Source organism: Actinoplanes sp. GCM10030250 (genome assembly GCF_042666575.1).
Taxonomy (GTDB): domain Bacteria; phylum Actinomycetota; class Actinomycetes; order Mycobacteriales; family Micromonosporaceae; genus Actinoplanes.
This window is the reverse complement of the sequence record NZ_JBHTDO010000010.1, coordinates 93,854-118,327: the sequence shown is the minus strand read 5'-3', so window position 1 is coordinate 118,327 and position 24,474 is coordinate 93,854. Positions and strand designations below refer to the sequence as shown.

General features: G+C 68.8%; 24 protein-coding genes. 15 read left to right on the top strand and 9 right to left on the bottom strand.

Annotation, left to right across the window (positions count from 1 at the left end; all coding sequences use genetic code 11):
• Positions 1-3: 3 nt before the first annotated feature.
• Complete coding sequence (gene adhP / locus ACFQV6_RS15695) at positions 4-1,014, bottom strand: alcohol dehydrogenase AdhP (protein WP_378028207.1); 1,011 nt, start codon at positions 1,012-1,014, stop codon at positions 4-6.
• A 362-nt stretch (positions 1,015-1,376) separates the two neighbouring features.
• Here adhP and ACFQV6_RS15690 point away from each other — a divergent pair, with 362 nt between their 5' ends.
• From ACFQV6_RS15690 to ACFQV6_RS15665, 6 genes are all read left to right on the top strand, one after another.
• A complete protein-coding gene (locus tag ACFQV6_RS15690) occupies positions 1,377-1,994 on the top strand; it encodes an SRPBCC family protein (protein ID WP_378028206.1) in 618 nt (205 codons plus the stop codon).
• 104 nt (positions 1,995-2,098) lie between these two features.
• The gene (locus ACFQV6_RS15685) at positions 2,099-2,569 is read left to right on the top strand and encodes a Crp/Fnr family transcriptional regulator (RefSeq protein ID WP_378028205.1); all 471 of its coding nucleotides are present in this window, start codon (positions 2,099-2,101) and stop codon (positions 2,567-2,569) included.
• A 186-nt stretch (positions 2,570-2,755) separates the two neighbouring features.
• Entirely contained in the window at positions 2,756-5,155 is a 2,400-nt protein-coding gene (locus tag ACFQV6_RS15680; protein ID WP_378028204.1) for a phosphoketolase, read from the top strand.
• Positions 5,156-6,390: 1,235 nt separating this feature from the next.
• Positions 6,391-6,837: a hypothetical protein gene (locus ACFQV6_RS15675; RefSeq protein ID WP_378028203.1), complete on the top strand. Its 447-nt coding sequence runs from the start codon at positions 6,391-6,393 to the stop codon at positions 6,835-6,837.
• Positions 6,838-6,866: 29 nt separating this feature from the next.
• Positions 6,867-7,397 (top strand): hypothetical protein, encoded by a 531-nt coding sequence (locus ACFQV6_RS15670; protein WP_378028202.1) that lies wholly within the window; start codon positions 6,867-6,869, stop codon positions 7,395-7,397.
• Positions 7,398-7,675: 278 nt separating this feature from the next.
• Positions 7,676-8,644, top strand: a complete 969-nt coding sequence (locus ACFQV6_RS15665; RefSeq protein ID WP_378028201.1) for an Acg family FMN-binding oxidoreductase — start codon at positions 7,676-7,678, stop codon at positions 8,642-8,644.
• Between the two features lie 56 nt (positions 8,645-8,700).
• Here ACFQV6_RS15665 and ACFQV6_RS15660 read toward each other — a convergent pair whose 3' ends face one another.
• On the bottom strand, positions 8,701-9,405 hold the full coding sequence (locus ACFQV6_RS15660; protein ID WP_378028200.1) for a VIT family protein: 705 nt from the start codon (positions 9,403-9,405) through the stop codon (positions 8,701-8,703).
• 348 nt (positions 9,406-9,753) lie between these two features.
• Between ACFQV6_RS15660 and ACFQV6_RS15655 the strand changes: the two genes are divergently transcribed.
• The 5 genes from ACFQV6_RS15655 to ACFQV6_RS15635 all read left to right on the top strand — a co-directional run bounded on the left by ACFQV6_RS15655 (position 9,754) and on the right by ACFQV6_RS15635 (position 14,374).
• Positions 9,754-9,918 carry a hypothetical protein gene (locus tag ACFQV6_RS15655; RefSeq protein WP_378028199.1) on the top strand — a complete coding sequence of 55 codons (165 nt, stop codon included), beginning with the start codon at positions 9,754-9,756 and terminating at the stop codon, positions 9,916-9,918.
• Between the two features lie 430 nt (positions 9,919-10,348).
• Positions 10,349-11,035, top strand: coding sequence for a CBS domain-containing protein (locus ACFQV6_RS15650; RefSeq protein ID WP_378028198.1), 687 nt, complete (start codon positions 10,349-10,351; stop codon positions 11,033-11,035).
• 77 nt (positions 11,036-11,112) lie between these two features.
• Positions 11,113-11,886 (top strand): MerR family transcriptional regulator, encoded by a 774-nt coding sequence (locus ACFQV6_RS15645; protein ID WP_378028197.1) that lies wholly within the window; start codon positions 11,113-11,115, stop codon positions 11,884-11,886.
• On the top strand, positions 11,886-12,794 hold the full coding sequence (locus ACFQV6_RS15640; RefSeq protein ID WP_378028196.1) for an ABC transporter ATP-binding protein: 909 nt from the start codon (positions 11,886-11,888) through the stop codon (positions 12,792-12,794). The genes ACFQV6_RS15645 and ACFQV6_RS15640 overlap by 1 nt, the downstream gene beginning before the upstream one ends.
• Entirely contained in the window at positions 12,791-14,374 is a 1,584-nt protein-coding gene (locus ACFQV6_RS15635) for a hypothetical protein (protein ID WP_378028195.1), read from the top strand. Before ACFQV6_RS15640 ends, ACFQV6_RS15635 begins: the two co-directional genes overlap by 4 nt.
• A gap of 125 nt (positions 14,375-14,499) precedes the next feature.
• On the opposite strand, the gene ACFQV6_RS15630 is transcribed toward ACFQV6_RS15635, so the two are convergent.
• Positions 14,500-15,381, bottom strand: coding sequence for a universal stress protein (locus tag ACFQV6_RS15630; RefSeq protein ID WP_378028194.1), 882 nt, complete (start codon positions 15,379-15,381; stop codon positions 14,500-14,502).
• Positions 15,382-15,614: 233 nt separating this feature from the next.
• Between ACFQV6_RS15630 and ACFQV6_RS15625 the strand changes: the two genes are divergently transcribed.
• The 4 genes from ACFQV6_RS15625 to adhE all read left to right on the top strand — a co-directional run bounded on the left by ACFQV6_RS15625 (position 15,615) and on the right by adhE (position 20,751).
• Positions 15,615-15,917 carry an HPF/RaiA family ribosome-associated protein gene (locus ACFQV6_RS15625; protein ID WP_378028193.1) on the top strand — a complete coding sequence of 101 codons (303 nt, stop codon included), beginning with the start codon at positions 15,615-15,617 and terminating at the stop codon, positions 15,915-15,917.
• A gap of 164 nt (positions 15,918-16,081) precedes the next feature.
• On the top strand, positions 16,082-16,888 hold the full coding sequence (locus ACFQV6_RS15620) for a CBS domain-containing protein (protein WP_378028192.1): 807 nt from the start codon (positions 16,082-16,084) through the stop codon (positions 16,886-16,888).
• Positions 16,885-17,904 carry a type I glyceraldehyde-3-phosphate dehydrogenase gene (gap, locus tag ACFQV6_RS15615; RefSeq protein WP_378028191.1) on the top strand — a complete coding sequence of 340 codons (1,020 nt, stop codon included), beginning with the start codon at positions 16,885-16,887 and terminating at the stop codon, positions 17,902-17,904. The genes ACFQV6_RS15620 and gap overlap by 4 nt, the downstream gene beginning before the upstream one ends.
• A gap of 219 nt (positions 17,905-18,123) precedes the next feature.
• Entirely contained in the window at positions 18,124-20,751 is a 2,628-nt protein-coding gene (adhE, locus tag ACFQV6_RS15610) for a bifunctional acetaldehyde-CoA/alcohol dehydrogenase (RefSeq protein WP_378028190.1), read from the top strand.
• On the opposite strand, the gene ACFQV6_RS15605 is transcribed toward adhE, so the two are convergent.
• From ACFQV6_RS15605 to ACFQV6_RS15580, 6 genes are all read right to left on the bottom strand, one after another.
• On the bottom strand, positions 20,739-21,353 hold the full coding sequence (locus ACFQV6_RS15605; RefSeq protein ID WP_378028189.1) for a hypothetical protein: 615 nt from the start codon (positions 21,351-21,353) through the stop codon (positions 20,739-20,741). The genes adhE and ACFQV6_RS15605 overlap by 13 nt on opposite strands.
• A 19-nt stretch (positions 21,354-21,372) precedes the next feature.
• Positions 21,373-21,549: a universal stress protein gene (locus tag ACFQV6_RS15600; RefSeq protein ID WP_378028188.1), complete on the bottom strand. Its 177-nt coding sequence runs from the start codon at positions 21,547-21,549 to the stop codon at positions 21,373-21,375.
• A 101-nt stretch (positions 21,550-21,650) separates the two neighbouring features.
• Positions 21,651-21,794: a hypothetical protein gene (locus ACFQV6_RS15595; RefSeq protein ID WP_378028187.1), complete on the bottom strand. Its 144-nt coding sequence runs from the start codon at positions 21,792-21,794 to the stop codon at positions 21,651-21,653.
• Positions 21,795-21,969: 175 nt separating this feature from the next.
• Positions 21,970-23,472 carry an alpha/beta fold hydrolase gene (locus ACFQV6_RS15590; RefSeq protein WP_378028186.1) on the bottom strand — a complete coding sequence of 501 codons (1,503 nt, stop codon included), beginning with the start codon at positions 23,470-23,472 and terminating at the stop codon, positions 21,970-21,972.
• The gene (locus ACFQV6_RS15585) at positions 23,469-23,969 is read right to left on the bottom strand and encodes a flavodoxin family protein (RefSeq protein WP_378028185.1); all 501 of its coding nucleotides are present in this window, start codon (positions 23,967-23,969) and stop codon (positions 23,469-23,471) included. The genes ACFQV6_RS15590 and ACFQV6_RS15585 overlap by 4 nt, the downstream gene beginning before the upstream one ends.
• 12 nt (positions 23,970-23,981) lie before the next feature.
• Complete coding sequence (locus tag ACFQV6_RS15580) at positions 23,982-24,455, bottom strand: universal stress protein (protein ID WP_378028184.1); 474 nt, start codon at positions 24,453-24,455, stop codon at positions 23,982-23,984.
• Positions 24,456-24,474: the final 19 nt, after the last annotated feature.

Genomic DNA, 24,474 nt, shown 5'->3' with positions numbered 1-24,474 from the left:
GGTCTACGGCAGCAGCACGAGGCGGGCCGGGACGCGGCCGGCGAGCACCTCCTCGATGGCGTCGTTGATCTGCTCGAGCGCTCGGGTCTCGTAGAAGACCCGGGTGCGGCCGACGGCGTGCAGCCGGAAGACCTCGGCGAGGTCGGCGCGGGTGCCGACGATACTGCCGATGACCCGGATGCCCTTGAGGACGGTCTGGAAGATCGGCAGGGACATGGCGTTGTCCTTGGGCAGCGAGACCAGGATTAGCCGGCCGCCGCGGCGCAGCGAGGCGTGCGCCTGTTCGAGCACCCTGGGGTCGGCCGCGAGCACGACGGCGACGTCGGCCCCGCCGAGCGCCTCGATCGCGGCGACCGGGTCGGTGGTCGCAGCGTTGACGGTGTGTGCCGCGCCGAGCTGCTTCGCAAGAGCCAGCTTCTCGTCGGTGACGTCGACCGCGATCGTCTCGCCGCCGAAGATCTGTGCGTACTGCTGAGCGAGGTGGCCGAGCCCGCCGATCCCGAAGATGGCCACCCGGTCGCCGGGCGTGACGCCGCCGACCTTGACCGCCTTGTAGGTGGTGACGCCGGCGCAGGTCAGCGGCGCCGCCTCGGCCGGGTCGAGACCGGCCGGCACCGCGACGGCGAATCGGGCGTCGGCGATCAGGTACTCGGCGTGCCCACCGTCGATCGCGTAGCCGGTGTTGAGCTGCGCCTCGCACAGCGTCTCCCAGCCGGTGATGCAGTATTCGCACGAGCCGCAGGCGTACCCCAGCCACGGGATCGCGACCCGGTCGCCGATCTTGTGCTGGGTCACGCCCGATCCGGCCTTCTCGACGATGCCCACACCCTCGTGACCGGGGACGAACGGCAGAACGGGTTTGACCGGCCAGTCGCCACGGGCGGCGTGGATGTCGGTGTGGCAGAGGCCGCTGGCCTCGATCCGGACCCGGACCTGACCGGCGCCCGGCTCGGGGACCGGCACCTCCTTGACTTCCAGCGGCTGGTCGAAACTGGTGACCACGGCGGCACGCATGACGGAACTCCTTTGATCTCTGCTGCATCGAGCGTCGTCCTTCGCGGCAGCCGTCAGTAGGGCCGAGCGACCTGCCGGGAGGGCTGCCGACATGACGGCCGAGGACCCTCTCAGTAGGGCCAGACGTCCCTACTCGGCGGCCCGTAGCAGGCCGAGCATGGAGGCAACGACACGGAAAGGAGTTCGGTGATGAAGGGGCGTGTGTACGGTGAGCCTGGCGTCCGATCCCCGACGGAGATCCCCGACCCGTGGGCCCATGCTCCGCGGGACGCGATCATTGAAGTCGATGCCCTCGCCATCTTCGGCACCGACCCGGCGTGCTGTGGCGTGCTGAAAGCGGTGCTGTCGCGATGAGGGCCCCAATGCTCCTGATCGGCGCCGGGTTGGCCGTGGCCGTGTCGCCGTGGGCCCGCCGGCGGTATGTCACCTGGGGCGCCACGCCCGAGGAGATAACCGGGACCCTGCCCGGCGACGACCTGCTGCCGGATGCCGGACTGGTCTCCACCCGGGCGATCACGATAGACGCGGAGCCGTCGGCGGTCTGGCCGTGGCTGGTGCAGATGGGCAGCGGCCGTGGCGGGGCCTACACGTACGACTGGATCGAGAATCTCTTCGGGCTGAGCATGCACAGCGCCGACGCGATCCTGCCGCAGTTCCAGCAGCTCGCCGTCGGCGATACTCTGCCGCTGGGGTCCGAAGGGCCCGCCATGCGGGTCGAGATCTGCGAACCGGAGCGGACGCTCGCCTTCCGATCCGACGACGGCGCCTGGGTTTGGATCTTCGAGACGCGGCCGGATCGGGGCGCGACCAGGCTGATCAGCCGCAACCGCATCTCCCCGCCGGGCACGGGCCGGGCTGCCCGGCTGGTCTACGACGTGGTGATGGCGCCCGGAAGTTTGATCATGGAACGCCGGATGTTACACGGCATCAAAGAGCGAGCCGAGCGGATCGGCAGGTCGGCGGACCCCGTCACGGCCTGACCTCTCGGCACCGACACCACCGGCGCCGAGGTCTTCTCCATCACCTGACTTGTCGCGCGGGCCCGGCCGCCACCGGGGCTCCGCGCCCATCACTGGAGCGCGCCATGCCCTCGTTGAGCGTCTTCGACCTGCTCGCCATGCACGATTTCGTCGCCGACCTGCCTGCGGGCTGGCTTCACCGGCTCGCTCTGACCGGACAGCCGGTGTTTTTCGGCCCCGGGCATCGGCTGTGCCGCGAGGACGGGAACGCCGACCGGTTCTGGCTGCTGCACTCCGGGACGGTCGCGGTCGACTTCTACGTACCGGGCCGGGGCGACATCGTCGTTGAACGTGTCGGACCCGGCTCGCCTGTCGGACGGTCGTGGATGCGGCCGCCATACCGGTGGCGCTTCGGCGCCGTCGTCGCCGAAGACGTCCATGCCGTTGAGTTCGACGCCGAGCGAGTGCGCAAGCTGATCGCCGAGGACGCCGATCTGGGACGTGAACTGACCGGTCGCATGCTGGACGTCGTGACTGCCCGGCTGCAGTCCGCGCGGCATCGGCTGATCGAGCTCTACGCCTACCCGGCGGAGTAGTGGACGCTGATCGCGGATTTGATGTACCGCGGCGCACGTCCCACGCTCCGGCCCCACGCTGACTCGTTCCGTCAGTCCCGCCTGACAGGGCCGAAGGTCCCATCAGCCCCGGCTTCCGGCCCTACGGGAGAAGGCGTCCCCCGCCATACGGTCGACCCGACGACGAAGATCCGGGAAGGAATCGCCGTGACCGCGGTTGTGTCCGACTTGCTGCAGACCCTCGCCGAACCCGACGAGGCCGACCTCGCTCGCCTCGACGCCTGGTGGCGGGCCGCCAACTATCTCACCATCGGCCAGATCTACCTCAAGGCCAATCCGTTGCTGCGCGAGCCGCTGACCGCCGAGCACATCAAGCCCCGGCTGCTCGGGCATTGGGGGACCAGTCCCGGCCTGTCGCTGATCTACGCCCACGTATCACGGTTGATCCGGCACACCGGCCAGCAGGCCATATACCTGGCCGGGCCGGGCCACGGTGGTCCCGCGCTGGTCGCCGCCGGCTACCTGGAAGGCACGTACTCGGAGATCTATCCGCAGGTCAGCCGAGACGAAGAGGGCATGGGGAAGTTGTTCCGCCAGTTCTCCAGCCCTGGCGGTATCCCCAGCCACGTCTCTGTCACCACACCCGGCTCGATCCACGAGGGCGGCGAGCTCGGCTACGTGCTGGTGCACGCGTTCGGTGCGGTGATGGACAACCCCGATCTGCTGGCGATCGCAGTGGTCGGCGACGGTGAGGCCGAGACAGGCCCCCTCGAAGGCTCGTGGAAGGGTGTCTCGTTCATCAACCCGGCGCGCGACGGTGCGGTGCTGCCGATCCTGCACCTCAACGGCGCCAAGATCGCGGGCCCCACCGTGCTGGCCCGCAAGCATGCCGACGAGGTGCAAGAACTGCTGCGCGGTCACGGCTACGACGTCATCGAAGTCTCCGGGGACGACCTGCCCGGCATGCATTTCCGGTTCGCTGCAGCCCTCGCGCAGGCGTGGGGGCGCATCCGCGAGATCCAGACTTGCGCCCGCAACGGCGAGTGGGACGGCACCCGTCCGGCCTGGCCGCTGATCGTCCTTCGTTCGCCGAAAGGCTGGACCGGACCGGCCGAGGTCGACGGAGTCAGAGTCACCGGCACATGGCGGTCGCACCAGGTGCCGCTTTCCGGTGTCCGGGACAACCCCGAGCACCTGGCGATCCTCGAGCAGTGGCTCAGGTCGTACCGTCCCGAGGAGTTGTTCGACGCGGCCGGAGCGCCCGCCGACGTGCTCCGCGAGCAGGCGCCGGAAGGCGACCTGCGGATGAGCGCCTCACCGCACGCCAACGGCGGCGTCCTGACCCGCGACCTGGACCTTCCTGACTTCCGCGGCTACGCCGTCGAAGTCGCCGCGCCGGCCACTGAGCGGGCCGAGTCGACCCGCCGCCTCGGCGAGTTGATGCGCGACATCTACGCAGGCAACCCTGACCGGTTCCGGTTGTTCTGCCCGGACGAGACCAACAGCAACCGCCTGGGTGCGGTCTTCGAGGTGTCCGATCGCGCGTTCATGGAGCGCGTGATGCCGGGCGACGTTGCGATCAGCCGCGACGGCCGGGTGATGGAGGTGCTTTCCGAGCACAACTGCCACGGCTGGCTGGAGGGTTACAACCTCACCGGCCGGCACGGCATGTTCGCCACCTACGAGGCGTTCGCCATGGTCAGCGCGTCGCAGACGGTGCAGCACGGCAAGTGGCTGCAGGAGGCGCAACACCTGCCGTGGCGCGCGAAGGTGCCGAGCCTCAACGTGCTGCTCACCTCCACCGCCTGGCGCAACGACCACAACGGCTTCTCCCACCAGGGACCCGGCCTGATCCAGGTGGTGCTGACCCAGCGCGGCGACATCGCCCGGGTCTACCTGCCGCCGGACGCGAACACCCTGCTCTCGGTCGCGGACCACTGCTTCCGGTCGAAGTCGTACATCAACCTGATCGTCATCGACAAGCAGCCGCAGCTGCAGTACCTGACAATGGACGAGGCGATCGAGCACTGTGCCCGCGGCGCCGGGATCTGGGAGTGGGCCGGCACCGACGACGGCAACAGCGACCCGGACATCGTCCTTGCGTGCGCCGGCGACATCGTCACCATGGAAACCGTCGCCGCGGCGCAGATCCTGCGCGAACGGCTTCCCGGCTTCAAGGTCCGCGTCGTCAACGTGGTCGACCTGATGACGCTGCCACGGCCGAAGGACCACCCGCACGGCATGAGCGGGACCCAGTTCACCGAGCTGTTCACCGACACGGTAGACGTCGTCTTCCCCTTCCACGGCTACCCGGGCGCGATCCACCAACTGGTGCACGGCCGGCCGGACGCCGACCGGTTCCGGGTGCGCGGCTTCATCGAGCAGGGCACCACGACCACCCCGTTCGACATGATGGTGCGTAACCGGGCGTCGCGTTATCACCTGGTGATGGACGCCATCAACAACGCCCACCGCCTGCCGCGCGGCGCCGCCGACCTCAAGGCATGGTGCGAGGCGCAGCTCCGGCGCCACGAGGCGTACGTCGTCGAGCACCTGGAGGACATGCCTGAGGTTCGTGACTGGTCGCTGGAGCGCACAGAGCCGTAGCAGCCATCGCTGCCAGACGGCGGCTCCGGAGCTTCCCGGGGCCGCCGTAGCGGAACGGTCTCGATTGCCGTCCGGCGATGATGACGTCTCGTTGATCCATACGGGCGAGGCCTGCGACAGGCATCGCTGTACCGCACCGGCGACCAACGGCAAGCGCCACCGGCGAGAGCAATGCGGCTGGGACGGAGTCTGCTGAGGCGGTGTCGGGCCACGCACCTCAAAACAGTCACCGAGAAGAGGGCGGCGCTGACCGCGAGCCGCAGCCAGGCAAGGGGCGCGTCAGCCGTTGCACCACTCCGGCGAGCAGGGTGGTGTGGCTGATCATCGCCACGACGTCCCGCCGTTGGCCAGTGGTGTGGAGAAGAGCCGTCCCGTCGGCGTCAGCGGACTGTGTAGCCGGTCCTCTCGATCTCGTGGCACCGGCGGCACTTGTGGGCCTGCGGCGCGTTGAACTCCGTGTTCGCGTATAGCCATGGACCCCAATCATGCTCGGACCCGGACTCCGTCGTGCCGCACCTCTCGCAGTGGCGAACCTGTTCGCACCGGTCGGCATTGACATAGGCGAACTCGCGCCAGGTGTGGCAGATGCTCTCGTTGGTCTTTCCGCATGCGGTACAGACGCGCATGCTCTCGCATCGAACGCCCGGACCGACCACCGCCCCGAATGCGGGCCTGTCGCGCACAGCAACTTCCTGAAAACGTTCATCTCGGCTCCCAACAGAGGAGGAGGCCGTAGCTTTCGAGACGAACCTATGACGCCGACGGAGAACGTCGTCAGGGCCGAAAAGACCCGTGACGGTGAGGCGTATCGAGGCGAACGTATGCCCTATGGGCCATCACCCTCCGGACCGGGGCGGCGGGCCACACCATGACGGCCTGGATGGCGTTGGTGCTCATGTGGCCTCCTCCTTGCTCGGTCGGGTCGGGCTCGGTCAGTGGCTGGCATCCGCGCCGCTGTCAGGCCCACGGGCGCGATTGCTGGCGCAGCGAGAACGATCGCTCTTCTCGCGCCTTTCTCGAGCGACATGACGGCCGCACGCACTTGAAGGATCAAACCGCCAGAACGTTGATCTCAGCAAGAACTCGGGCCTTTCGAGCCGGCCCTCCAGGGACTGTCGGCCCTCTCGCGGCGGCGTGTCGGGGCAAATACTCAGATTTATCGAACACGCAATGCCGAATTGAAGGGCTTCGGGAGAAGACCGTCGTTTTTCGATGACGAGAGGGCAGAGGCGATAATGGGTAAGTACATCGCAGGCTCTGACCCGGCCGTACCTGCCGGCCGCCACGTGCTGGAGGACTGCGTCGAGGCTGCCACCATGGCGCCGTCGCTGCACAACAGCCAGCCCTGGAAGTTCCGGATCGCCGACGGTGCCGTCAACGTGTACGCCGACCACACCCGGCAACTGGCCGTCCTCGACCCCTCCGGGCGAGAGCTCATGATCAGCGTGGGAGCCGCGGTGTTCAACCTGCGCCTGCGGCTGCGCCAGGCCGGCCATCTTCCTCGCCTGACCGTCTTCCCGGACTCCGGTCAATCGGATCTCGTCGCCACGGTGACCTCCGCCGGTCCCGCGCCTGTCACCACCTCCCGATCGAGCAACTCGCTGCCGCGATCGAGCACCGGCACACTAACCGGCATCCGTTCGCGCGCACCGTCATCCCCGCTGACGTCACCGAACACTTGAGCGCCGCAGCAACCAAGGAGGCCGCCGTCTTGACGGTGGCGAGCCCGGCCGGCCGCAACGCGATCATCGCGCTGTCGCAGGCAGCCGATCGCCGGCAACGCGCCACCGGTGGCTACCGGGCGGAACTGGCCCGGTGGACCATCCACCGCATCGCGCATCGCGACGGTGTCCCGCCCACAGCGATCGGGCCGTGGGATGCATTGGAGACCATGCCGATCCGAGACTTCGGGTTGCTGCAGCCGCAGTTGAACCGGCCCACCGAGGCGTTCGAGCCTTATCCGAGCATCATGGTCCTGGCCACCGCCGGCGACGACGCCGCCGCCTGGCTCACCGCCGGGCAGGCTCTTCAACGCGTGCTGCTCACGGCGACGTGGCACAACCTGGCCACCACCCCGATCAGCCAACCCGTCGAGATTCCCGCCATCCGTGAGCAGCTGACCGACACCCGGAAGGGTATCTGGGCACAGATGATCCTGCGTGTCGGATACGGGCGGCCCGCCCCCGCCACACCAAGGCGGCCTCTGAGTGAAGTCCTGGAAACCGGCAGGGCCGACTCTTGAGGATCTCAGTGGGATCAGCTGCGCGTGTGCCCGTCTGCGACCGAGGACGGGCAATGCGCCGCCGTGATCACCGGGAGCCGGATTGCCCTGGATCGGCCTTGCCGCGCCCGAGGCCGTCGCGTACCGGCATGATGATCTGGCAGCGTTGCCGGGCTCCGCTGAGCTGTTGGGCTCCTGGAGCTTTCGTCTTCGGTCTGGCAACGCCGGCAACAAAGATGATCCGGTGGATGTCGTCGACCGGATGCCGCGATCGGTCGGATCAATACGGAAGGACACCGATGACAGAGGATGCCGACGTCCGTAGCGTGCTGGCGCGGGCGGCAAATGCCGCCAGGTTCGCGCCGTCGATCCACAACACCCAGCCGTGGCGGTGGATCGTGTTCGGCGACCGGCTGGAGCTGCACCGGGTGACCGATCGTCAGCTGCGCTTCCAGGACCCGGACCGGCACATGCTGCTGATCAGCTGCGGAACCGCCCTGCATCACGCCAGGATCGCCTTGACCGCGGAGGGTCGGCAGCACCGGGTGGAGCGGGTCGGCGCCGACCCGCTCGCGGTCGTGCATCCCGGCGAACGCGTCGCGGTCGACCCGGCGGCGATCCGCCACTTCGAGCAGCTCTCGGTGCGGCACACCGACCGGCGCACGGTCACCGGCGACGCGGTCACCGGTGACATCCTCGACGTGCTGGTGAAAGCGGCCGAACAAGCCGGTGCCCGGCTGCATGTGCTGGGCCGCGACCAGGTGATCGAACTCGCCGTGCTGGTGGAGCAAGCCCAGAAGGCCGAAGATGCTGACGAGCTGCTGCGGGCCGAGTCGACGACGTGGGTGGGTGGTGGCCGTGCCGCCGGTACGGGCATTCCCGATGCGAACCTGCCCGCTGAGTTGCCGCCGACCACCGTCGCGGAACGCGACTTCGGTGCGTCCGGCACTCTTGCGGCCGGTTCCGGGCACGACACCGCCGCCACTTACGCGCTGCTCTACGGCCCGGGTGACGAGGCCGTTGACTGGTTGCGCGCCGGTGAGGCGCTCAGCGCGGTCTGGCTGACGGCCTCCGAGCACGGCGTTGCGCTACTGCCGTTGAGCGGCCCGGTCGAGGTTGCGTCCACCCGTCATCAGCTGAGGCGACTGCTGGGCGGCATCGGATTCCCGCATATGGTCATGCGGCTGGGCACGTTCGATTCCGCACGGCCTGTTCCTGCGCGGACACCACGCCTGCCGACCGAACAGGTGGTCGAGATCCGCGACTGACTCCGCCGGCCGCACCCGGCACCGAACCGCGAGGGGCGATTCGGTCCGGCGGCGTGTCAGCTTATGGTGGCGCCGATCAGCTTTCCGATGCCGAAGGTGACAGCCATGGCTGCTGCGCCGCCACCCACCAGCCGCACCACCGCACGAGCGATTGACGCCGAGCCCATTTTGGCGCTGATCGCGCCGGTCACGGCGAGGGCGACAACAACGACGACGAAGGTGACTGTGACCCGTATGTGCGGCGGCGACAGCAGGATTGCGATCAGTGGGAGCAGCGATCCGGCGGCGAAGGCGAGCGCCGAGGCGCCGGCCGCGTGCCACGGGTTGGCCAGACCGTCAGGGTCGATCCGCAATTCGACGTCCGCGTGGGCGGCGAAGGCGTCGTGCGCGGTCAGCTCCTCGGCTACCTGACGTGCGGTCGCCTGCGAGAGTCCCTTCGCCTGATACATCGCCGTCAGTTCGTCGAGCTCCTGGTCGGGGAACTCGTCGAGTTCGGTGCGTTCCTTCGCGAGAAGAGCGCGTTCGGTGTCGCGTTGGCTGCTGACTGAGACGTACTCGCCCAAGGCCATGGATACGGCGCCTGCCACCAGGCCGGCGAACCCGGCGGTGGCGATAGGGCCGCTGGCCAGGGTCGCTCCGGCTACTCCGATGACGAGGCCGGCCGTAGACACGATGCCGTCGTTGGCGCCGAGGACCCCGGCCCGGAGCCGGTTCAGCCGGCCGGACAGCGCGCCGCTGTGTGGTTCACCGGAATGTGTCACGGTCACTCCGCCTGGCTCATGGTCTGCATGACTGTAATCGTGTTCCTGTCCGTCGGTTCAAGGCAGAGGCAACCGGCTCGTCATCGGGCCGGCGAGCCGTGCCACGCCCGTCAGCCGCGCCACGTCCCCGTCGGTGAGCACGCCGCTGGCGACAGGCGAGCCGGCAGCACTCTCCCGGTGATCAGCGCGCTCGGCCGAAGGTGGCTGTCGCCCGCCTGCCCGCTGTGGGAGACGACGGCGCGGCCACTGTTGCGCTCCATCTCACGGCACTGATGTTCCTGGCCAGCGCAGCCGTCGCAGTTGACCGGCCTGAGTTTGGTTCTGCTGGCCGTTACACCGTGGCTGATCGTGGCGCTGTCAGAGGCGGTGCTCGTCGGCGTGGGCGCCGGGATGGGCACCCTGTGCGGTGTGGGCGTGGCCGCGCTGCGCCAGATGGACGACCGGCACGTCTCGCTGTCACGCGACCTGTGGCAGGCCCTGGCCCGCCGCCTGGCGGGCTCTGACAACCCTTGACGAACACCAGGCCGAAGGTCCCAGCCCGGTGGTCCTGTAGCCCCTGCCCACCCGATCAGTTCCGGTTCATGCTGGTAATACGTTCAAGCCTTGCTTGCACGCGTCGAGGAGCATCTGGCGCGTAAGCGGCGGCGGTTGCCCTCCGCAACGCCGCTATGACGAAGAAGCGAGGAACCGCTGGGTGTGCTGGTTTCTCACCTGACTGCGAGGACCGACATGAGCGCGCAACGTGTAGAGGCTCCATCATCGTCGCCGCCGGCCGTACAGGTGCACCGGTACGCCACACCGACTGGCGCGCCCTGCCCCTACACCGTGCGCGCCAACGGTTCCGTGGACGGCGATGGCGCCTGCCGCGGCTGCGGAACCTGCCTGCTCGGCGCCGGCTGGGAAGCGGATCGCTGACACGGCGACACGGCCAAGGAGGATTGTGATGCGGGTCTGGACAGTCGACGACGTGATGACCACAGCGGTCGTGACCGTGGAGCCGGGCGCTTCCTACCGTGAAGTGGTCGATCTTCTGATCGGGCGGCGGATCAGCGCGGTGCCGGTGGTGAACGAGTCGGTCCAGGTGGTTGGGGTAGTGTCCGAAGCCGACCTGCTCCGCAAGATCGAATATGCCGGGGACGAGAAGCCGCGGCTCTTCGACGGCCGGCGGCGGCGTGACGAACGGGCGAAAGCCGCCGTCGGCACCGCCGCGGATCTGATGAGCGCCCCGCCGGTGATCGCCCGCACCGGTATGTCGATCGCCGCAGCGGCACGGCTGATGGACGCTGAGAACGTCAAGCGGCTGCCCGTCATCGACGACCACGGTCGGCTGCTCGGCATCGTCGCGCGCAGTGACCTGCTGAAAGCGCATCTGCGGCCGGACGACGAACTCCGTGACGACGTGCTGACCGGCATGCTCGCCCCCTATTTCGCCGACAGCGTGAGAGAAGTCGACGCACAGGTCAGTGACGGCGCCGTCACACTCACCGGCCGTGTCGACCGCGCGTCGACGGCCGACGCGGCCGGTCAGGTCACCCGGCAGGTGCCTGGCGTGGTCACCGTCGTCAACGCGATCGACTGGGTCTGGGACGACCGGCAGACCGCGACCGGCGGCGGCTACGGCGCAGCCTGAGCCCGTCGAGTGCCGACCTAATGCATTCGGTTACGAAGGCTTGCGTGTGACGTCACGTCACAGTCCACACTGACCTCATGCTCGTCAAGGAGCTCGCAGACCTGACCGGGACCACGGTGCGCACGATCCGCTATTACCACCAGATCGGGCTGGTGCCGGTGCCCGGGACCCGACAGGGACGCCGTAACTACGATCTGAGCCACGTCGCCCGGGTGAGCCGGATCCGCTGGCTGGTGCAGGCGGGCGTGCCGTTGTCCCGGATCGCGACCGTGCTCGACCAGCAGTCCGGGCCCACCGATAACGTCCTGGCGGATCTGATCGCCACCGCCGACGCCATCAATCACGGGATCGCCGAACTGTCGGCCCAGCGGGCTCGGACGCTACGCCTGATCGAGGCGGCACAGCGCGGCGACCTGATCTCGCCGATGCCCGCTGTCGTGGCCGGCTTCTACGACGATCTGGCGGCGCGGGCCACCGACGAAAAAGTCCAGAGGGCCATTCGCCAGGAGCGTGACTTCATGGAACTCGCCTACTACCGCGGCGACATGCCACCGCAGGCCGAGGCCGTCTATCAGGGTCTCAACGAGGCCCGGCTCGCGGAGAGCCTTGCCGGTTTTCACGCGCTTGCCGCCCGATCGGGCGGCGACATCGACGTGGAGAAGGTCGCCGCGGCAACGGTTGAGGCGGCAATGGCTCGGCTCGGCACAGCGCTGCCGCAGCTGATCGCCTCACTCGACCCCGCCGTGGCCTGCCGGGCGGCGCAACTGTACGTACGCGTCAACGGCGACGACCGTCTCGCCCGGGCCATCGCCGACATGTTCATCGCCGCCATCGAGGAGGCACGCAACTGATGACCGCATCCGCCGCCATCGAGGTGCAGGGGCTTGTCAAACGCTTCGGACACTTCGCCGCCGTCGACGGGCTCGACCTCTTCGTCGAACGAGGCCAGGTGCACGGGTTCCTCGGCCCCAACGGCGCGGGCAAGACCACCACCCTGCGCGTCCTTCTTGGCCTCTATCGGGCCGGTGCCGGCCGGGTACGGGTCCTCGGCCGGGACCCCGGCCGCGACCCCGCCGCCGTCACCCGTCGCGTCTCCTACGTCCCCGGCGATCTCGACCTCTGGCCCAACCTCACCGGCCGGCAGTGCCTCGACGCCCTCGCCGGGCTACGTGGCACCCGCGACGAGGCAGCCGAGCGACGCCTCACCGACGATTTCGGCCTCGACGTCCGCAAGACGATCAGCACCTACTCGAAGGGGAACCGGCAGAAGGTGATCCTGGTGGCCGCGTTCGCCGCCCCGACCGAACTGCTGATCCTTGATGAGCCGACGTCCGGGCTCGACCCGCTGATGGAAGAACTGTTCCGCCGTTGCGTGCGTGACGCGGTGGCAGCGGGCCGGACCGTGTTGCTGTCCAGCCACATCCTCAGCGAGGTGGAGAAACTCTGCCACGCGGTCACCATCGTCAAGGACGGCCGACTCGTCGAAGCCGGCCGCCTCGAGCACCTGCGCCACCTCGCCGCCTCCACGGTCACCGCCCGGCTGACCGACGCGCAAGCCTGCCGAGTGGCTGCCGGTCTGCAGCGGATGGGTGTGGCCGACGGCATCGCACCGGGAACCGACCTGGTGCTGAACGTGGTGCGGGAGAACGTACCGCTGGTACTGGAGCTGCTGGCCCGGTCGCAGGCCGAAGACATCACCTGCACGCCGGCCAGCCTTGAGGACCTGTTCCTGCGGCACTACGAGGGGGCCGCACGATGACCACGATCCGACTCCTCGCCCACCGGCACCGCTTGATGATCGCGGCCTGGCTGGTCCTGCTGCTCGGACTGATCGGTGGCACCGTGTGGGCCTATCGGGACACGTACGCCACCGCGCAGCAACAGGCCACCGCGGTGCGCCTCGCCCGGGCCGACACGGCGACCACCCTGCTGTACGGCGAGCTACCGCTGCCCGGAACGCCGGCACAGATGTTCACCTGGGAGGTCGGTGGGATCGTCACGATCCTCGCCGCGGTGTTCGCCGTTCTGCTCACCGTGGCATTGACCCGTGCCACCGAGGACGACGGCACCTTGGAACTGATCCGCAGCTGCGGCGTGTCACGCCACCATCCGCTGGAGGCCGCGGCCGCTGTGCTGACCGCCGTGGCGGCGCTGCTTGCCGGCGCCGGTACCGTCGCGCTGGGCATGTGGGCCGGCCACGTCGATGGCGTCACCCTGTCCGGTGCTGTTGCTTTCAACGTGACGATCGCCTTGAGCTTCCTGCTGGTGGCGGCCGTGACGGCCGTCCTGTCACAGGCGGCCTCCTCCGCGCCGGCCGCCCGCCTGTACGGGCTCACCGCCTTCGCCTTCGCCTTCGCCGTACGCGCTGTCGCCGACGTACAGAATCTGCCGGCCGGTAACTGGCTGAGCCCGCTGGGACTGCGGGCCACCGTCCGGCCGTTCACGGCCGAGCGATGGTGGACACTGCCGCTGTTCGCGATCGTTGTCGCGTCGCTGTGGTATCTGGCGCGGAGCTTGTCGGACCGGCGGGAGTACCGCTCCGGGCTGATCACCCTTTCCGGAAACCGCGACCATCGGCTCACCGCGCATTCCGTGGTGGGGTTGCGGCTACGTCTCACCCGCCGGTCCACCCGGATCTGGGCGGCAGCCGCGACTGCGATCGGATTGATGTTCACCGCGATGGGCTCCGGCGTGGTGGAGCAGAGCCGCGACGGGGACATGGGCGGCTTTCTCGGCTCCCAGATGGGAACCGCTGATCCGGTGGCGGCGTACTGCGCCTACACCGCGACGCTGCTGGGAATCCTGGTCTCCGCCTACGCCGTCCTGCAGGTGCTCGATTACCGGCACCAGGAATCCGCCGGCCGGATCGGCCTGCAACTCGCCACCGGCGTGCACCGCAGCGGGCCCCTGCTGGCCCATGCCGTCGCGGCCGTGGTCGGCACCGCGGCGATGCTGGCGGCTGCCGCCACGGCGACGGCTCTGCTTGCCCCGGTCACCATCGGCGGTAGTCACGCCGCAATGCGCATGTTCACCTTCGTGACCGGGCAGTGGCCCGCGACTGCGGTGCTGGCCGGTGCAGCCGCGTTACTGGCCGGATGGTTCCCGCGGCTGATCGGGCTCGTCTGGTTACCGTTCACGGCCGGCGGCGTTCTCGCCCTCCTCGGCCCGCTGCTCGACGTCCCGCGGAACATCCGCGACCTCGGCCCTTTCCAACAGGTACCCGACTTCTTCTCCGATCGGCCGGACTGGTTCGGCTTGCTGATGCTGCTCATCCTGGCCGTTGCGGCGACCTCCGTCGGGTTGGCGGGCGCCAACCGGCGAGACGTCCTCGCCGGTTGATCTCCGTGATCCTGAGCGGATCCGCGGGCGCAGGTTTCCCGGCGGTGCGTCAGAACGCGACACGGTGGTCGCCCCGGCGACCACCGCATCCACTGCGCAGGTACCCGCCGGGCGAACCCCACGCGTCACTTGTCCTGGTCACGCTGCCGGTCCAGATAGACCGGGCAATCGGCGTGATGCAGCAGCTGCAACCCGGTCGAGCCGAGCAGCGTACCGACGATCACCCCGTGGCCCCGGCTGCCGACCACGATAAGCTGCGCGCCGTGCGAGACACCGACCAGCACGCCGGCCGCACTGTCGTGCGAGACCAGTGCCTCCACCGGCACGTCGGGGAACTTCATCCGCCAGGGAGCGAGCTGTTCGGCGAGACGGGCACGTTCGGCGGTGTCCTGCTCCGGCGTGGAGATCGTCGCCGCCAGAACGTCTGCGCCGTAGTACAGCGGTATCGTCGGCAGGTAGGACCGGATCGCGACCAGGCTGGTGCCGCGGTCGGCAGCTGCGGCGAAAGCCGTGGCAAGGGCATGTTCGGCCGCGTCGGAGTCATCGACGCCGACGGCGACCGGTCCCTCGGCGGGGTCGGTGCGCCCGCGCACGACGACCACCGGGCATGGGGCGTGCGTGGCGACGTGCCGGCTGACCGAGCCGAGCATGAGGCCGGTGAACCCGCCGTGCCCGCGGCCGCCCAGCACGAGCAGTTCCGCGCCGTCGGCGACGGCCAGCAGCCGTGCGGCCGGGTTGCCGATCAGCGTCGCTTCCGTGACGGCCACCCCCGGGGCGACGGCTCGGGCGGCCGCCGCCGCTACGGCGGTGACGCTCTCAGCGAGCTTGCGAGCCATCTCGAAGTGGCCGCCGCCGAAGTCGTAGCGGGCCGAGTTCCAGTCCCAGTCCAAGACGTGCGCGACGAGTAGATCGATGTGCCGGTGTTCGGCTTCGCGGGCCGCCCACTGCACTGTTGCCTGGCCTGATGCGGCACCGTCGGTGGCGACGATGATGGTGGGAGTTCGCATGACTCCTCCTTCTCCATCTCTCCCTCCATCGTGATCCATGGCGATGTCTTCGAGCAGGGTGCGAGGTCATGCCCGGCAGGGACCGAAGTCCTGTCTCAGTGACCTGGTCGAGGTCCTGGGCTGCGGGCGACCGTTGAAGGCGGGCCGTAGGACCCTACTGAGTCTCCGCCAGTGAAGTGATCATGAGGTTATGCCCCGGTTGTCATGATCCGGGGATGATCAGGGGAGGCGTCATGACGCGTGTTGACCAAGTCATCAGCCCTCAGGTGCACACCCACGGCAAGGTCGGTGCGGACACCGTGGCGTACGCCGTGGCCAAGCTCGAGGCGGCCCTGCACCACGCCCCCGGATCGGTTCTGCGGACCTCGCTGACCCTCGACGCGGCGGCCCCGGGCCATCGGGTCGACGCCCACGTCGACCTGAACGGAACGGGTGTGCATGTCCACGCGGTCGGCGAGACGATGCAGGAGGCGGTGGACCTGATGCAGGAGCGCCTCCGTTCACGGCTGCGCCGCATCCGGCGCCGGCCTTACTGACAATCGACGAATGCGACGCTCACCTCCGAGATCGCGCGCTCGGTGCCGAAGGTTCGGTGTGGCCGTCGTCGATCGTTGCCCGGCCCGCGCAGACCTCGGGTCCTTCGGCCCTGACTCCCGGGATGGGTTGCTCCTAGCTTCAGCAGAGACAACAGGGAGGGCTGATGAAGACCTGGACCGTGGACGATGTGATGACCAAGGCTGTGGTGTCCGTGGCGGCGACCGCCTCCTACCGGGAGCTGGTCGATCTGCTGACCGCCCGGCACTTCAGTGCGGTGCCCGTCGTGGACGACTTCCAGCGGGTGACCGGAGTGGTGTCGGAGGCTGATCTACTTCGCAAGATCGAGTATGCGGGGGACGAGGAGCCCCGGCTCTTCGAAACCCGGCACCGGCGTGGGGCACGTGCCAAGGCGCTGGCCAGGACGGCCGGTGAGCTGATGAGCTGCCCTCCGGCACTCACCTTCGCCGGGACCTCGATCGCCGCGGCCGCCCGCACCATGGACGCCGAACACGTCAAGCGCCTTCCCGTGGTGGACGACCTCGGCCGGCTCGTCGGCATCGTCACCCGCGGCGACCTGCTCAAGGCGCACCTGCGACCCGACGACGAGATTCGTGCCGACGTGCTCTCCGCGCTGCGGGCCCCGTTGCTCGGCGATGAGGTCGAACCGGTGGAGGCGGAGGTGAACCGGGGCGTGGTGACTCTCACCGGCCGTGTCGGCCGCTGGTCCACCACGGACCGATCGATGCGTTTCACACGTCAGGTCGCCGGGGTGGTGCATGTGATCGACAGGCTCGAGTTCGACGTCGATGACCGCGAGGTCCCGGTACGGGAACGTTCTTCGGCGTCGCATGAGCATCGAGCGCGCATCGATGTGACGCAGGTACGAGACGCGGGGGTCGTTGGACCCTGTCCCGAGCCGGTCCGTGGGACGACGCTGAGAATGACGAAAGTTTGGAGGAAGAGACGATGACCTACCGTGTTGCCATCAACGGGTTCGGCCGGATCGGCCGTAACTACCTGCGCCGGCTGGTGTCCCCGGACCTGGCCGGCCAGCAGCTGCAGGTGGTCGCGATCAACGACCTGTACGACACCGCGGCGCTTGCGCACCTGTTGGAGTACGACTCGACATTCGGCCGTCTGAACGCCGAGGTCGGCCACGACGACGATGTACTGACCGTCGGCCGGCACAGCATCCCGGTCTTCTCCCGCCGGGCGCCGGACACCCTGCCGTGGGGCGAGCTCGGCGTCGACCTGGTGATCGAGGCGACCGGCAAGCTCCGCAGTCGTGACGACGCGGCGCTGCACCTGAAGGCCGGAGCCGGTCGGGTGCTGATCTCCGCACCGGGCAAGGGCGTCGACGCGACGCTGGTGCCGGGTGTCAACGCCGACAGCTACGACCCGGTGCGGCATCAGATCGTGTCCGCCGCGTCCTGCACCACCAACTGCGTGGCGCCGCTGCTCAAGGTTTTGCACGAAGCGTTCGGTGTCGAGCAGGGTTACCTGACGACGGTGCACGCGTACACCAACGATCAGAACGTCCTGGACGCCCCGCACAAGGACGCGCGCCGTGCCCGCGCCGCCGCGGTCAACATCATTCCCACCAGCACCGGCGCCGCCAAGGCCGTCGGTCTGGTGCTCCCGGCACTGGCGGGCCGCCTCGACGGTGTCGCGCTGCGGGTACCGGTCATCGACGGCTCGATCAGCGATCTGACCCTGCGGCTGGCCGTGGAGGCGACCGCGGCGCAGATCAACGAGGTCGTCGCGGCGGCGTCGGTGCCGGGACGGCCGATGCACGGCATCATCAGCTACACCGAGGCGCCGATCGTCTCGGCCGACATCGTCGGCGACCCGGCTTCCTGCGTCTTCGACTCCCGTCTCACCCAGGCGCAGGGCCGGCTGGTGAAAGTCTTCGGCTGGTACGACAACGAGTGGGGCTACACGAACCGCCTCGTCGACCTGACCGGGCAGTTCGCCGCCGCCACATGATCCGGCAACTGAGCGGTGCGCTCGATGGCCGAGCGGCCCTACCCCGGACGGGGCGGGGCCGTTCGGCAATGCGGCGCGGGCAGCGCCGCCACGCTGGGAAGTCGGGACTTCAGTCCCGGCCGGCCGGGACGCCGGCCCCCCGCGCAATCGCCGCGGGGACGCGACGATGAAGGTGTGACCGGACGGCAGTTCCGGACACTGACGATCGGAGTAGTCCCCATGAGCCGCACGACCGCGACCACCACCCTGCCGGCCGAGACGAACGCAGCCATCAAGACACTGGTCGACAACGGTCTCAAGGCCTTGGACGACTACGCCGGCTTCAACCAGGAGCGCATCGACCAGATCGTTGCAAAGGCGTCCGTGGCTGCCCTGGGCCGGCACGGCGACCTGGCAAGGCTCGCGGTGGCGGAGACCGGCCGCGGGGTGTTCGAGGACAAGGCAGTCAAGAACATCTTCGCGTGCGAGCACGTCACCAACCACATGGCTGACCTGAAGACGGTCGGGGTCATCGCCCGCGACGAGATCAACGGCATCGTCGAGATCGCCGAGCCGGTCGGCGTGGTCTGCGCCGTCACACCGGTCACCAATCCGACCTCGACCACCATCTTCAAGGCTCTGCTCGGGCTCAAGACCCGCAACCCAATGATCTTCGCCTTCCATCCCGCCGCGCAGGGGTGCAGCGCCGAGGCGGCCCGGGTCGTACGGGACGCCGCGGTCGCCGCGGGTGCTCCGGAGCACTGCATCCAGTGGATCGAGCAACCGTCGGTCGAGGCGACGGGTGCGCTGATGCACCACCCCGGAGTGTCGACGATCCTCGCGACCGGAGGCAACGGCATGGTGCGAGCGGCGTACTCGGCGGGGAAGCCGGCCCTCGGGGTGGGCGCGGGCAACGTGCCGGCGTACGTTCACCGCGGTGCGAAGCTGCGCCGGGCGGTGCACGACATCGTGCTGTCGAAGTCGTTCGACAACGGCATGATCTGCGCCTCCGAGCAGGCGGCGATCATCGACGACACCGTGTACGACGCGGCGCTGGCCGAGTTCCGGAGCCTGCACGCCCACGTGGTCACCGCACCGGAGAAGCGCAAGCTCGAAGAGTTCATCTTCGGCGCTGCGGCCGGAGGCTCGGACTGCTCCGGTGCGCGCCTCAACCCGGACGTCGTCGGGCGCAGCGCGTCATGGATCGCCGAGCAGGCCGGCTTCACCGTTGCGGCCGACACGTCGCTGCTGCTCGTGGAGGTCGACCACGTCGGCTTCGACGAACCGCTCACCCGGGAAAAGCTCTGCCCCGTCCTGGCCGTGCTGCGGGCCGCCTCGACCGAGGACGGCATCCGCTACGCCGAGCAGATGGTCGAGCTCAACGGTCTCGGCCACAGCGCGGTCATCCACACGGAGGACGAGCAACTCGCCGAGGAGTACGGCCAGCGGGTCAAGGCGGTGCGCATCATCTGGAACGCACCCGCGTCGCAGGGTGGCATCGGTGACATGTACAACGCGTTCCTGCCGTCGCTGACACTCGGTTGCGGCAGCTACGGCCGCAACTCGGTGTCGAACAACGTCACCGCGGTGGACCTGGTCAACGTCAAGCGGATCGGGCGGCGTGCCAACAACCTGCAGTGGTTCAAGGTCCCGCCGAAGATCTACTTCGAGCCGAACGCGATCCGTTACCTGGCCGACATGCCGGACGTGCGCCGGGTCACCGTGGTCACCGACCACACCATGACGAAGCTGGGGTACGTGGACCGGCTCATCACCGTCCTGCAGCGGCGGCCGGAGCGCGTGGCACTGCAGATCATCGACGACGTCGAACCGGAACCCAGCGTGGGTACGGTCGACCGCGGCGCGGAGCTGATGCGCTCCTTCCAGCCGGACACGATCATCGCGCTGGGTGGCGGCTCGGCCATGGATGCGGCCAAGGTGATGTGGCTGCGCTACGAGCACCCGGAGGTCGTCTTCGCCGACATGCGGGAGAAGTTCTTCGACATCCGCAAGCGGGCTTTCAAATTCCCGACCTTGGGCGAGCGGGCCCAGCTGGTCTGCATCCCCACCACATCGGGTACGGGCGCCGAGGTGACGCCGTTCGCCGTCATCACCGACACCACGAGCGGAAAGAAGTACCCGCTCGCCGACTACGCCCTGACGCCGAGCGTGGCCATCGTCGACCCGGTGCTCGCGGCCGACCTGCCGCCCACCATCACGGCCGACAGCGGCTTCGACGCGCTCACCCACGCCACCGAGTCGTACGTGTCCGTCTACGCCAACGACTTCACCGACGGACTGGCGCTGCAGGCCATCAAGCTCATCTTCGCCAACCTCGAACGAGCCGTGCACAACGGCGGGGCCGACCCCGAGGCGCGGGAGAAGATGCACAACGCCGGAACCATCGCCGGCATGGCCTTCGGCAGCGCATTCCTGGGCATCGTGCACGCCATGTCACACACCCTGGGCGCGAATTTCCACGTGGCCCACGGCCGCACCAACGCGATACTGCTGCCGTACGTCATCCGCTACAACGGCTCCACCCCGGCCAAGCTGACCGGCTGGCCCAAGTACGAGAGCTACCGCGCACCGGAGCGCTTCCAGGACATCGCCCGCATGCTCGGCCTGCCGGCGGCCACACCCCAGGAAGGCGTCGAATCGTACGCGGCCGCGGTGGAACGGCTCCGTGACGCTGCCGGGATCGAGCCCTCCTTCAAGGCCGTCGGCGTCGATGAGACCGACTTCCTGGCAGCCCTGCCGCAGCAGGCCGTCAACGCCTACGAGGACCAGTGCGCCCCGGCCAACCCGCGCATGCCGATGCTCGACGACATGCAGCAACTCATGCGGGCCGCCTACTACGGGGTGTGAGCATCAACCCGGAGCTGGCGGGAGGCGAGTATCAAGCCTGCCCGCCAGCCCGGCGCCCGGCCGGCAGAGGGTGGCCTGATGATGCTCATGTCGTGCCCGCTACGGGCGAGCAGCCAAGCGATCAGAGAGTTGGAGTTCCACATCTCGCCGGTGCGGAGTTCGTCGCGGCCCCACGTGAGAGGTGGCGCCTGCGGTACGAGCTCGAACAGGTGCTGAACCCGTGCCGCGTCCTCATCAACCAGGCGAAGGCTGTCGACGGCCTCCGCCAGATCAGGAATGGACCCGTCACGCCATCGCCGAATCTCGTACCGGAAGGCAACGAACCGGCCGAGCCACCGCAGACCGACAGGGCCTTCGAGAACGACGCCGCGGTCAGCGGTGCGGGTGGCCCAGACCGGCGCCATCTCGATGACATAGCGGTTCCCGTCAACGACGATCTCGAGCGCGCTGTGGTACAGCGCGGCGGCCACCCGCTTCTCGCGCCGGGCCTGGACCATCTCGTACAGTGCGCCGTTCCAGCGCACCACGTGCCCGCCCGCGCCCAATGGCAGCCAGTGGACGACCACGCCGGCCGCTGACCTGCTCGGCTCGACACCCGCCATCGTTGTTCGCCTCCTGCCGTCATCCGATCCCGACACTGTCCTGGTGCGGCACGACCAGGACCAGCCGGTGCGCGCGATGCAGCGTGCTCATGGCGACACTGCCGAGCACGATCTCGCGAACCGCCGACCGGCCACGCGAGCCGAGCACTGTCACCGCTGCCTTCCGGTCACGAGCCGCTATGGCCAGACCGTCCATCCCGCGGCCCGCGCCAGCGCGACACCCATTGCTGCGACCCGGTTGGCCTCCCGTTCCCCCTCCCGCTCGACGGCCTCGACGAATGCGTCAACCTACTGAGATCACGTCCAGAGTCGTCGCCGCAGATGCTCGCCGGCGAATGGCGGAGTCCACAGGCGGGCCGCCGTGGCGTGCGCCGCCGACAGTAACCGAGCGTATTCCTCGATCGCCGCGCCCGACGGCAGCGAACCGTCGTACCCGATCACAACTTGCACTGTGGAATCGTCCATGGGTGCGGGTCCGCATGCTGCCTCCTTCGCCGTTCTGTCTTGCATCGTTAGCCACGTCGAGGTCGCCCGGAAGTGCGACAGGTGTCGGCGCGGCGTCGAACGGCACGTCGCCGGACCCGGGCCGTCGGCCCGAGTGCTCGACCGCGACAGATCACCGGGGGTACGTCTCGGCGAGCACTGTGTCCGTCAGTAGTCGGTTGAAGCGTCCGGGTTCCTCGGCGTCCGGGTTGTGCCCGGACCGCTGGAAGACGTATGTCCGCTTGATCGGCGCCCGCAGCTGGGCGATCCACTCGTCGGCGAGCGTGCCGCGTGCGGTCAGTTCATGCCGGCCTTGCGCGAAGTAGACGGGAACCTCGAGCACGGGAACATTGATGCGGAAGTCGATGCCCTGCAGCCGCGGGTAGAGCACTCCACCCATATCGGCGAAGCCGCGCACCTCGTTCCACGTGTCGAGCAGGCTGTACTCATCCGGGAAGAATCCCCGCAGCCCTCGCGCTTCGTCGAACGCTGGCTCGTGCTCGTACGGCTCCAGTGCGTCGTAGTACTCCATCACCAGCGCATACCCGAACACATCACGGTAGGGTGGCTCACCCAGGGCGGCCAGCTCGTCTCGCAGCCGCTCGTCGCCGTTGCGTGCAGCGTAGGCGTTCAACTGGCGGTAGAGCAGCCGGTCCGTCTCGCGCTGACTGACCATCTGGCCGGTGCCGATGTAGGCGTGGAACAGGTCGGGTCGCCGCTGCACCATGAGGACGCCGAGTGTGCTGCCCCAGGAGTTGCCGGAAAGGTAGATCTTGCGCTCGTCGAAGCGTTCGGCCAGCCACGCCGACAGTTCGATGCCGTCGGACACCAGCTGATCTGGTGTGAGCCGACTTGTGGGATCGAGCGCCGGGTAGGACTTACCGCCCCCGCGCTGCTCCCACACCACCACAGTGAAGTGCTGCTCCAAGGGCTGGTTGAAAGTGCGTACCCAGCCCACGTCGGAGCTGCCCGGCCCGCCGGACAGGTGCAGCAGCACAGGATTCGCGGCGCTGGAGCCTCGCATCGACACCCACTGCGGGGTGCCGCCGAGGCGTACTGCCTCAAGCGTGGCAACACTACCCGCTGGCGTCGTGCCGTCCACGCCGCGCACCGGTGCGACCCGCGACGGCCACACCAGCACCACACCCGCGGCCATGACGGCGAGAAAAGCCACACCGCCGGCCGCGACGGCGGCCCCTCGGCGGCGCGCCCAGGCACGTCCGCCCAGCACGCCGATCAGCATCGGCATCGCCACGATCAACGCATACATCAGATGTACGGTAAGGAACAGCGCGACGCCGAGCGGCACGTCGAAGCGGGGCCGGCCGAAGGCAGCCCCGTCCAGTCGGAAGATCGTGGCCCGTGACAGTTCCCAGAGCGCGATGTGCAGGGCCGGTGCCGCGATCAGCACCCATCGGGTACGGATCAGGAGGCCCGACACGGCGCCGACAATGGCCGCACCGACGAGCAGGGCGATCACCGCGCCTCCGGTGACCGGCCCGCGTGGTACGAGGGCCGCTGCCACCACACCGGACGAGGCGACGACCAACCAAGCCCACGCCCCGGGTGCCGCCGAATGACGTGCTGCGACGGCCTCGACCGCGAACACCGTGCGGCTCTGTAGCGAGCGAGTCATCGCCGGTACTCAGTCGCGACGGACTTCGCCCACTGCCGGGCGCGGTCGAGTTCTCCGGCCAGCAAGGGGCCGGTCGTGCCGTCGACACGGAAGCTCTCCGCCGGAAGGACACGACGGCAGCCGAGGCCGTGCAGCTGCCGAAGTGCCGTACGGGCTGCGGATCCCGGCAGGAACCGCATCTTCACCTTGGTGTCGAAGGCGGCGACCGGCAGCCCGGGGAGCTGTGGCGAGCATTCGAGATACTCGCGAATGCCGACCGCGGCCGCCCCGGCGCGGACTTCGCCCTGTTTGGCCGCGTCCGTCCGGGTGCCGGGACGGCTCAATCCGAAGGCGTGGGTGGGTGCTCCGACCACGAGCAGATCGGCCTCGGCCGCCGGCGGCATGTCGTGGACGTCGGCGAGAGTGACGTCAAAGGTGCCGACGAGCCCGTCCGCGACCGCGCGGGCGACCTCGGCGGTGTTGCCAAACATGGATTCGTAGACCACGAGTGCCTTCATCGCAGTTCTCCTTCAATGGCGTGGCACGGGCTCGCGCACCGGGGCGCGCTGCTGGATGGGAACCGGAATGACCACGACCGGGCAGGTGGCCTTGCGGACGCATTCCGCGCTGACCGAGCCGAGGACGGTATGCCGCAGCGCGCTGTGGCCATGGCTGCCCAGGACGAGCAGGCCGGCGTTGCGTGCGGCGGCGGAGAGCACGTCGGCGGGGCGTCCCTCGATCGCTTCGGCGGCGATCGGCAGGTGTGAGCCGTACCGGGAGATGACCTCCTGGACCTGAGCGGCCAGCACCTCGGAGGCGCGCTGTTGCTCTTCCTCCCGGGTGGTCGCGGTGACCGGGCCGTAGTCGAGGCCGTCCCAGGACCACACCATGACGGCCTGGACGGCGTTGCCTCGTTCGGCGGCCTCGCGGACCGCCCATTCGAGGGCTCGCCGACCGCCGTCGGAGCCGTCGACCCCAACGACGATCAGCTGGTAGGCGTTCATGTGGTCTCCTCCTCGATCA

Coding starts and splice junctions, on each gene's coding strand:
- ACFQV6_RS15640 (WP_378028196.1), top strand. CDS start 11,886: ATGACCGCATCCGCCGCCATCGAGGTGCAGGGGCTTGTCAAACGCTTC.
- ACFQV6_RS15665 (WP_378028201.1), top strand. CDS start 7,676: ATGACAGAGGATGCCGACGTCCGTAGCGTGCTGGCGCGGGCGGCAAAT.
- ACFQV6_RS15635 (WP_378028195.1), top strand. CDS start 12,791: ATGACCACGATCCGACTCCTCGCCCACCGGCACCGCTTGATGATCGCG.
- ACFQV6_RS15585 (WP_378028185.1), bottom strand. CDS start 23,969: ATGAAGGCACTCGTGGTCTACGAATCCATGTTTGGCAACACCGCCGAG.
- ACFQV6_RS15650 (WP_378028198.1), top strand. CDS start 10,349: ATGCGGGTCTGGACAGTCGACGACGTGATGACCACAGCGGTCGTGACC.
- ACFQV6_RS15590 (WP_378028186.1), bottom strand. CDS start 23,472: ATGACTCGCTCGCTACAGAGCCGCACGGTGTTCGCGGTCGAGGCCGTC.
- ACFQV6_RS15630 (WP_378028194.1), bottom strand. CDS start 15,381: ATGCGAACTCCCACCATCATCGTCGCCACCGACGGTGCCGCATCAGGC.
- adhP (WP_378028207.1), bottom strand. CDS start 1,014: ATGCGTGCCGCCGTGGTCACCAGTTTCGACCAGCCGCTGGAAGTCAAG.
- ACFQV6_RS15605 (WP_378028189.1), bottom strand. CDS start 21,353: ATGGCGGGTGTCGAGCCGAGCAGGTCAGCGGCCGGCGTGGTCGTCCAC.
- gap (WP_378028191.1), top strand. CDS start 16,885: ATGACCTACCGTGTTGCCATCAACGGGTTCGGCCGGATCGGCCGTAAC.
- adhE (WP_378028190.1), top strand. CDS start 18,124: ATGAGCCGCACGACCGCGACCACCACCCTGCCGGCCGAGACGAACGCA.
- ACFQV6_RS15625 (WP_378028193.1), top strand. CDS start 15,615: ATGACGCGTGTTGACCAAGTCATCAGCCCTCAGGTGCACACCCACGGC.
- ACFQV6_RS15600 (WP_378028188.1), bottom strand. CDS start 21,549: ATGGACGGTCTGGCCATAGCGGCTCGTGACCGGAAGGCAGCGGTGACA.
- ACFQV6_RS15685 (WP_378028205.1), top strand. CDS start 2,099: ATGCCCTCGTTGAGCGTCTTCGACCTGCTCGCCATGCACGATTTCGTC.
- ACFQV6_RS15620 (WP_378028192.1), top strand. CDS start 16,082: ATGAAGACCTGGACCGTGGACGATGTGATGACCAAGGCTGTGGTGTCC.
- ACFQV6_RS15690 (WP_378028206.1), top strand. CDS start 1,377: ATGCTCCTGATCGGCGCCGGGTTGGCCGTGGCCGTGTCGCCGTGGGCC.
- ACFQV6_RS15675 (WP_378028203.1), top strand. CDS start 6,391: ATGGGTAAGTACATCGCAGGCTCTGACCCGGCCGTACCTGCCGGCCGC.
- ACFQV6_RS15580 (WP_378028184.1), bottom strand. CDS start 24,455: ATGAACGCCTACCAGCTGATCGTCGTTGGGGTCGACGGCTCCGACGGC.
- ACFQV6_RS15645 (WP_378028197.1), top strand. CDS start 11,113: ATGCTCGTCAAGGAGCTCGCAGACCTGACCGGGACCACGGTGCGCACG.